This is a genomic window from Pseudoalteromonas sp. H71, assembly GCF_001468485.1.
Classification (GTDB): Bacteria; Pseudomonadota; Gammaproteobacteria; order Enterobacterales; family Alteromonadaceae; genus Pseudoalteromonas.
In genome coordinates this window covers 1-9544 of record NZ_LODI01000016.1, presented here as the reverse complement: position 1 = coordinate 9544, position 9544 = coordinate 1, and the positions used below count along the sequence as shown (strand labels likewise).

General features: G+C 39.3%; 6 protein-coding genes. 5 read left to right on the top strand and 1 reads right to left on the bottom strand.

The genetic code is table 11. The features are described 5' to 3' along the window. A partial coding sequence (locus ATS71_RS18985; protein WP_442960121.1) for an oxidoreductase occupies window positions 1-521 on the bottom strand: 521 nt, incomplete at its 3' end. A 467-nt stretch (window positions 522-988) separates the two neighbouring features. Between ATS71_RS18985 and ATS71_RS09320 the strand changes: the two genes are divergently transcribed. The 5 genes from ATS71_RS09320 to ATS71_RS09300 all read left to right on the top strand — a co-directional run. Beyond that, window positions 989-3403 (top strand): TonB-dependent receptor, encoded by a 2415-nt coding sequence (locus ATS71_RS09320; protein ID WP_058404585.1) that lies wholly within the window; start codon window positions 989-991, stop codon window positions 3401-3403. Between the two features lie 92 nt (window positions 3404-3495). After that, a complete protein-coding gene (locus ATS71_RS09315) occupies window positions 3496-5094 on the top strand; it encodes a tetratricopeptide repeat-containing sulfotransferase family protein (RefSeq protein WP_058404584.1) in 1599 nt (532 codons plus the stop codon). A 289-nt stretch (window positions 5095-5383) separates the two neighbouring features. Then, window positions 5384-6355: a phospholipase A gene (locus ATS71_RS09310; RefSeq protein WP_081824571.1), complete on the top strand. Its 972-nt coding sequence runs from the start codon at window positions 5384-5386 to the stop codon at window positions 6353-6355. A gap of 29 nt (window positions 6356-6384) precedes the next feature. Next, a complete protein-coding gene (locus ATS71_RS09305) occupies window positions 6385-7464 on the top strand; it encodes an efflux RND transporter periplasmic adaptor subunit (RefSeq protein ID WP_058404583.1) in 1080 nt (359 codons plus the stop codon). Between the two features lie 7 nt (window positions 7465-7471). Then, window positions 7472-9544: efflux RND transporter permease subunit (locus ATS71_RS09300; RefSeq protein ID WP_058404582.1), on the top strand; the 2073-nt coding region annotated here is incomplete at its 3' end.

The following is a 9544-nucleotide window of genomic DNA, read 5'->3' as shown; positions in this document are numbered from 1 at the left end:
AGATCAAGGCCTAGCTCGTCGGCGCGTTTGGCTGCACTTGCAAAATCAGCAATTAATTGGGCTATATCCGCTTTACTCATTGCAACAGGTTCAAACGAATGCTCATCGTAAGCCAATGCAGATGGCGCAATAGTTTGCCACCCATTTTCATCGCTTGGTGAAATAGCGCCGGCGTCTTCCCACGGTTTACCGGTTGACGCTTTGCGTCCGGCATGCGCCAGCTGTATTCCTATGGGCATATCGCTGTATTGCCTAACCGCGTTTAAACTTTTGCCAAGTGCACACTGAGTATCTGTGTTCCAAAGCCCTAAATCGCCATAACTTATTCGCCCCTCGGGGCTAACAGCGGTCGCCTCTAAAATTAGTAGCCCTGCACCACTTAAACTCATTTGCCCTAAATGAATAGTATGCCAATCTGTGGCTTCTCCATTAATTGCTGAATATTGACACATAGGCGCAATAATAATGCGATTAGGGAGGGTAAGTTCACCAATAGTTAACGGTGAAAAAAGTTGGCTCATAACAAGTCCTTGATGGATGCACAGTAAAAAATCAAATTGAATGTACGAACAAGCCCCCCTATTCGCCCATTAAACTCAATAAAAACCTTTGTTTAAAAGTAGATTATGGGGAGTAACAATAATTTTTAAATAATCAAAACACACAAAAATTAAGATTCACAACTTAAAAAACCAAAAAAAAACAAAAAAATTAACATCATTAAAAACACGCAAATCTAACAAGCATGAATAGCTATTCACACACTCAATACAAGTAAAACAGTTCAAAAAACGTACCTGTAGTAGGTATGCATTATGAGGAAAGAGCTTAAATCATCATTCATTAACTAAAAAACACAACTTTAACCCTTTTTTATTCTAAAAAACTGAATTTTAATTCAATTTATTCATTCCCAGATCTAATTGTGACTGATAATATATTCCATGTACTTTACTTATGTTAAATCTTTGAACTGGGGATCATTTTTATGTTTAAACCAAGCCTGTTGACCTTGGCTATGTCGGGCGCGCTTACTAGCGCTTTTTTACTTCCAAATACAGCACTTGCTCAAGAGCAAGAAACCGCAAAAGACAAATCACTTGAAGTTATTGAAGTAACTGCAACACGACGTAGCGGCTCAGTGCAAAACGCACCGCTTAACATTACAGCGCTTGATGCCGACATAATGAAAGATCAAAACATCAGCGAGCTTGCCGACGTAGCACGCTGGGTACCTGGTTTAACAATTACCGATCAAGGTGGTCGCTCTGGGTCACCTATTATTGTGCGTGGTTTAAACACAAACTCATCTGGCCCATCGTCAGACGGTGGCACAGTAGCTACTTATATTAATGAAATCCCAGTTGCTATTGATATGCGCCTAGTCGACGTTGAGCGCGTAGAGGTCCTTATTGGGCCACAAGGTACACTTTATGGTGCGGGCACATTAGGGGGCGCCATTCGTTACATGCTTAAAGAGCCTGAGCTTGATTTCACATCAGTTGAAGTATTTGGCAATGTATCGCAAACACAAGAAAGCGACTCTATTGGCGGCGAAGGTGGATTCATCTTCAACCTACCATTAATTGAAGATAAACTTGCCGTTCGTGCGAGCTTAAACGTTTACGAAGACCCAGGGTTTATTGACTACGGCTACGTAGTACGTGAGCCGGGCGTTTCGTTACCTGACCCAGATTGGACCGACAGCGCAGCAGTTAACAACAACCTCAAAAATGTAGAAGACGCTAACGGTGAAACCACCACAACAGGGCGTATTTCTGTTCGCTTTAAACCAAGCGAAACACTTGAAGGCACACTTAACTACTTTTACCAAAACCAAGACAGCGAAGGTCGCTCAATTGTTCATTACAACACATTAAGTGCTGATAACGGTCTAAGTGACGTAATTGGTAAATACGAGTCAGGTTACCGCTACGAAGAGCCACGTGAAAAAGAAAACCAATTACTAAGTTTAGAGCTAAAAGCAGACCTAGGTTTTGCAGAATTAGTATCGGCAACTGGTATTTCAAATTTTGATGCCGACGGCCAACGTGACCAAACCGATTTACTTATTCGCCTTGATTACGGCTACGAAGAATTTCCTGCGTTTTCATCGTTCACACGTGAGCTTGAAGAGCAAGACACGTTCACACAAGAAATTCGTTTAGTATCACAAAACGACAGTGACATTAACTGGATTGTAGGTGGCTTTTACAACAAAATTGAAAGCGATGCGTCTAGTCAAGAGTACACACCAGGCTTTGGTGACTTTGCAGTAGAAAATTTTGGCGCAGATCAATCTCGTCCAGACCAACTTGAATACTACTCAGTTGATCGCGTTGAAATAACAGAGTCAGCTTTATTTGGTGAAATTGGTTACCAAGTTACCGACAAACTCGATATTACTGTAGGCGCTCGTTTTTACAAGTACGATGTTGAGTCTGAGTCAGCGGTCGACTTTCCATTATTCAATACCTTATTTGGCGGCGCAGGCCCAGACGACGTAACACTTAACTTTGAACAAAATGAAGCAAGCGACAACGGCAGCCTATTTAAATTTAATGCCAAGTATCAATTCACTAACTCTGTAATGGGTTATGCAACAATAAGTGAAGGCTTCAGAATTGGTGGTTCAAATGGCTTAGCACCTTGTCCTGATCCACTACCAGCTAACCAAGCGGGTTGTGGTAACCCAAGTGAAATGCTTTACGATGCAGATACAACAACTAACTACGAGCTTGGTTTTAAAAGCACATGGTTAAGAAGTCGTTTACACTTTAACGCCGCATTATTTAATATAGATTGGGACGACGCACAAGTTGCCGGTGCAACCGAGGTAGGCCAACTACCGTACTTATCTAATGCCGGTTCAGCCAATGCAAAAGGTATAGAGATATCGTCGCGTGCAATTTTATCTGACTCATTCTCTGTGTATTCTACATATGCATACACAAAAGCAGAGTTAACATCTGACGCACCGTTCTTATTTAATTCAGACGGCACAGATGGAGCAGAAGATGGCGACCGTTTACCTGGCTCGTCTGAGCACCAGTTTTCAATGGGTGTAAACTATCAAACCGACGTGTTTAACGACAAAACGCTTGATATTAACTACGGTATTACCGCTCAAAGCGATGTGATTTCTCGTGTTGGTTTACGCGACAATGGTGAAACTTTACCGGGTTATAGCTTAAGCAACATATCGGCTAAACTAACCGCCGATGAGTGGTCTGCTACTGTTTACGTAGACAACGTATTTAATAAATACGCCGTTACGTCTGTTCGCCGTTCAGACGCTGATATTACCTCAGCAAATAGATCTGACATACAACGTAACTATGGTTACTTTATCAACCGTCCATTAACGGTAGGTATTAAATTTAATTATAAGTTTGAAATATAATTAACCGTTAAGTTTAAGTACAATCAAAAGGCTCAAATTTATTTGAGCCTTTTTTCTTTATTAACGCGTAACCAAACAATACAAATTAAAAAATGCAGCCAAATTTAAAACAACTCCATCAAAGCGCCATTAAATATTTAAATGAAGGCAAAGTACAACTTGCCCACAAAAACTTAGTAGAACTGGTTTCGCATAAACCTGACTTTGCCGACGGCTATTTTTTACTGGCAATGGTTAACTTGCAAGTTGGGCAAATTTATAAAGCCATAAAGCTAATCGAAAAAGCCTTAACGCTGGGCTCAAGTATTGAATATACCGCTCAACTGGCAAAATGTTATGCACTTACAGGTGACTTAAAAAAAGCAAAAAATGTAGCGCTGTCGGTGCCTATTGTACAAATAAAAAAAGCACTCGACGCCGATACCCTAGGCGTTGCACTAACACAAGCAGGCCTTCACGAACAGGCACTCAATTATTTTGACTGCGCACTCACTTTAGCCAATGCCAAACAACAACCACAGCCCCAGTTTTATTATAACTTTGCCGTTAGCGCCAAGTTTTTGGGCTTATTTGAAAAAGCACACACCGCGTTTGAACATGCCATTGCTATTAATCCGCTTCATCATCAAAGCCACTTTGCACTCAGTGATTTAACTAAAGTAACAAAGCAAAAAAACAATATTACAAGGTTAAAACAGGTATTTGAGCAGGTTTCACATCCTGATGCTAAATTACACATAGGCCATGCACTGGCAAAAGAATACCAAGATATTGGGGCATTTTCTGACGCCTTTACCGCGTTAAATCAAGGTAAAGCAGCAAAGCATGCGCTTACCCCGTTTGATAACGCATCGTCAAACGCGTTGTTCGAACACATAAAACAACTCAGTGCTGAACACAAAAACCAACAAGTAAACGGCAACCCCACCGCTGAGCCTATTTTTGTATTAGGTATGCCCCGCTCTGGTACCACGTTAGTTGAAAGAATATTATCGAGCCACAGTGACGTGCAGTCAGCCGGTGAATTACAAGACTTCGGCCTAAGCGTAAAAAGATTGAGCAACACACCCACACCTAACGTGCTCGACATACAAACATTAACTAAAGCGTATGAGCTTGATTTTAATGAGCTTGGCTCAACGTATTTAAACGCCACCCGCGTAACTACTGGCAGCCATAAACATTTTATAGATAAACTTCCATTTAACTTTTTTTATATCGACTTAATCACTAAAGCACTGCCAAACGCTAAAATTATTTGTATGCTGCGCAATCCAATGGACACCTGTATTGGTAACTACCGCCAGCTATTTACTATTAACAACCCTTACTACGCGTATTCACTCGATTTACTCGACACCGCTAAATTTTATAGCCGCTTTTACTCACTCATGCAGCACTTCAGCAACGTGCACAACAATATTAAAATTGTAAAATACGAAAAACTAGTCGCACAGCCCGAACAGCAAATAAAAGAGTTAGTCAGCTTTTGTGATTTAGAGTGGCAAGAGCAGTGTATAGACTTTCACTTAAACACCGCACCGGTGTCTACTGCCAGTAAAATGCAGGTACGCCAACCACTTAACAACAAAGCAATTGGCCGTTGGAAAGCATTTAAGCCCCATACTGATGAGGCTCAAAAATACCTTTTAGAGCAAGGGATCCCTTTTTTAAAGGAACCTTCGCCATAATTTTTACTTCAATATACTCAGTATCAGGTTTACTTCTCTTATAAAATTAAAAAGCGAACACGGCACGCAAATTAAATCTATCCAAAAAATGGTTTTAGTTGATTTAGGTCACAGCTTTTCATAACTGTTAATGTATTATTTAGCGACTCCTACCTAAAAACTAATTCAATTGTATTTATTAAAAATTGAATCATGCTCTTTTAGTATATAATTTCAATAATTTGCAATAAAGCTGTGTTACAAAAGAGTAAACAACATGTATAATTATAAGAAAGCCTTGGTAAACATAATGTCTAAATATAAGCTGCCATTTGCCCTTTGTGTATTAATACCTTTTTCAACCTTGTCGCAAACCGCTGATTTATCAGCCTGTATAGCTGAAAAAAGTATAAATGCCGATGATAATGTAACTATTGGCGAACTAAAAAAACAGTGCTCCGATATACTTACAAACTCTATCGAAAAAAGGAGGGTATTAGAAAACCAAGCATCTCCTAATCCGTTTTCTATTTTACCTCACAAACCCAACTACGTTTTGCCTGTTAGCTATTCCAATGTAAGCTCAGTGCCTTATCAAGAACGTTTAGAAGGCGAATCACTTGATGATGTCGAAACCAAGTTTCAAGTTTCATTAAAATATTTAGCTATGGAAAATGCGTATTTTGACGACTTAGACATTTATGCAGCGTTTACAGCCGTTAGCTGGTGGCAATCATATAATAGCGATATTTCAGCCCCATTCAGAGAAACTAACTACGAACCAGAATTAATATTCAATTATAGTCGTCCGTGGCAATTTTTAGGTGTTGATATTAGCAACACCTCCTTATCGTTTAATCACCAGTCTAATGGCCAAGCAGGTACATTATCTCGCAGTTGGAATAGAGTAATTGGAGCTGTCACTATTGTTGATGATGACCTAGTTTGGAATCTTAAAGCTTGGTGGCGACTCCCTGAAGATGACAAAGAATCATCTTTTTTAAGTGATGGCGACGATAACCCAAATATAGAAAACTATTACGGATATGGTGAATTAGGTGTGTTGTGGCAAGTTAACAATGACCATAACTTAGATTTGATGTTTCGCAATAATCTAAAAAGTAACAACCGAAGTACCTTTCAACTTGGTTGGTCTTTCCCTCTCACTTACCGCTTAAGAGGCTATGTAGAATACTTTAATGGCTATGGCGATGGGCTTATTTATTATAACCAACACTCATCTCGTTTAAGTATTGGTGTAAAGCTTACAGATTGGCTTTAAAGTTAAAAATTAAAAGTTAGGAATTATTTATGATCTTCAATTATTTAAAGCTCACTGTATTCATATTAAGCATTTATTTTTTAAATGGCTGTAGTGACAACAACAACCAAAACGAATCAACACTTGCCGCAAGTAAGCCCGCTAAACTACTTACAATAAAAGAAAGCAACCTAGAACAGTTTCTTCGCTATCCAGCAACCGTTAAACCCCAAAAATCCTCAGACTTAAGCTTTGAAGTATCAGGCATTGTTAAAGAAGTGCTTGTTACTGAATCACAACGTGTAAACGCAGGTGATGTAATTGCAATTTTAGACTCAAGAGACATTAAAGAAAGTTATAATGCAGCGCTATCGCAATTTAACATCGCAGATAAAGAATATCAGCGTATGTTAAAATTAATGGGCACAAATGCGATTGCTAAAAATGAATTAGACAAACGTCGTTCTGATAAAGAAGTTGCAGAGACAAAACTTAAAACCGCAAAAAAAGCGCTTGAAGATACAACCCTAAAAGCCCCATTTTCATGTTTAATTGCTGAGCTTAACCTTAAAGAAAAACAAGTTGTTCAAGCCGGTAGTACCGCCGTTAGTATCATTGCCGATGGGTTAATGGAAGCAACAATTAATCTACCGGCAAGTGTTATTGCAACAGCAAAACCGCAAAGTGCAAGTAATACCGCCGCGTTTGTTACTTTTGTATTTGACCCTTCAAATAAATTACCCGCAGTTTTTCAAGAGGCTAACCTAAACGCTGATGCGACTTCACAAACCTACCAAGTAAAATTTGCATTTAAATCACCTGAAAATTTAAACATACTGCCAGGAATGAACGCAACTGTTTGGTTTAAAGACCCAACAAGTACACTCAACGATAAAGGTCTAGTCCAAGTTCCTCTCAGTGCTATTGGCATCGAAAACGAAAAAACCTATGTTTGGAAAGTCACACCCGATACTGGCACCGTGTCTAAACAAATTGTGACACTTGAAAAGTCAGCAACAAAAAATGCGATTATTAAAGAAGGCTTAGTTTCGGGCGATGTAATAGTAACAGCAGGTATAGCGAGCTTATATGAAGGTATACAAGTTCATGCATGGTCTGAAAAGCAATAGGTGACATATGAACTTAGCTGAATTTTCCATTAAAAATCAATTACTGTGTGTAATTGCAATAATTTTAGTATTCGTTGGCGGTATCAATGCTTACACCACAATGCCAAGATTTGAAGACCCAGAGTTCACCATAAGAAATGCGCTTATTTACACTCAATATCCTGGAGCAAGCCCTAATGAAGTAGCAAGAGAAGTAACTGATCCTCTTGAAACCGCCTTACAACAACTCCAAGAAGTTAAGTCTATTAGCTCTACTTCATCCGCAGGTGTCTCGGAGATTAATGTTGAAATAAAGTATGAATTTTCAAAGTCTAAGGAAGACTTACAAGTCATATGGACCAAGTTACGAAATAAAATTAGTGATGCAAAAAGCACTTTGCCTCCAGATGCATTAACACCTATTGTTAATGACGATTTTGGCGATTTATATGGCCTCTCTTATTTGATTACTGGTAATGATTATAGCTACGCTGAATTACAAAATTACGCAAAGCAATTACAAAAAGATATTTTACAAGTTAATGGCGTCGCTAAAGTACAATTAGCAGGCAGCCAACAAGAAGCTATTTTTGTAGAGATTTCGCAAGAGAACGCTGCAAGTCTGGGTGTTTCAATTAACAAAATTTATGACATACTCAAACAACAAAATAGTATTACTTTTTCAGGTAGTGTTGACGTTGGGGATTTACGTTTAAGCTTTAGTCCATCAGGTAGCTTAAATTCCATTGATTCAATAAAAAATTTACTTGTTACCGACTCAACAGAAGGCCGTGTAATTTATCTAAAAGACATTGCTAATGTATACAGAGGTTACGAACAACCAGCGCAAAAGCTAATCCGTTTTAATGGTCAAAAAGCCATAGCCATGGGGGTATCTAATACCTCTGGTGGTAATGTTGTTGAAATAGGCAAAGCTGTTGATGAAAAAATAAAAGAAGCTGATAGCCGTCGCCCATTCGGTATTGAAGTAAGTGAATACTATAACCAAGGTAAAGTAGTTGAAGCATCAGTTACTAATTTTTTAGTCAATGTAATATCGGCATTGGTAATTGTAGTGTGCTCTTTATTGTTCACTATGGGGGTACGCTCAGCGGCTGTTATCTCATTTATTTTGCTTGTTACTGTTGGCGCAACGCTGACGACTATGCAACTTATGGGCATTCCACTTCACCGCATATCATTGGGTGCTCTTATAATATCACTCGGAATGATGGTTGATAACGCAGTAGTAATAACAGAAGCTATTTTAGTAGGTGTTAAACAGGGACGACGTAAGCTAGATATAGCAAAAGAAATTGTCATGCAGACAAAATGGCCTCTTTTAGCCGGAACACTAGTCGGCGTAATTGCTTTTGCTCCAATTGGCTTTGCACCAGGACAAACAGCTGAGTATACCGGCTCACTTTTCTGGGTTGTTATGATCTCATTACTTTTCAGCTGGGTATTAGCATTAACCATTACCCCATTGACCTGTTACTGGCTTTTCCCGCAAAGTGACGCAAAAAATTCAGACGATTCAAAAACAGAAAAAGAAAGTGCTTTTTTCTTAAAATATAAAGCGCTTATGCGCTGGTGTTTAAGGTCGCGTGCATTAGTTATTTCAAGCGTAATGGTTTTGTTTGCTATCTCAATTTGGGGTGCGCAATTTATGACGCAAGGTTTTTTCCCTCGCTCTACGTCACCTCAAATGGTGGTTGACTTTTGGCTACCTGAAGGAACAAACATCAAAAAAACTGAGCGCGAAATGATCAAACTAGAATCATTCGTTCAATCTTTAGATAACGTTAACAGTGTGCAAACTCTGATTGGCGGAGGTGCAATTCGTTACATGCTGACCTATTCACCACAGTCAGCTAACACAGCCTACGGCCAACTTCTTGTAAAAGTCGACGACTATAAAAAAATTGATGCCATGACTCCTGTTATTCAACAATACGTTGAGGAGAATTTCCCAGAAGCAGAATCAAAGGCTTGGCGTTTTATTTTAGGGCCTGGTGGCGGTTCAGCAATTGAAGCCGAGTTTAGCGGCCCCGACCCTGTTGTCCTTCGCTCCTTGGCTGAACAAGCTAAAAAAATAATG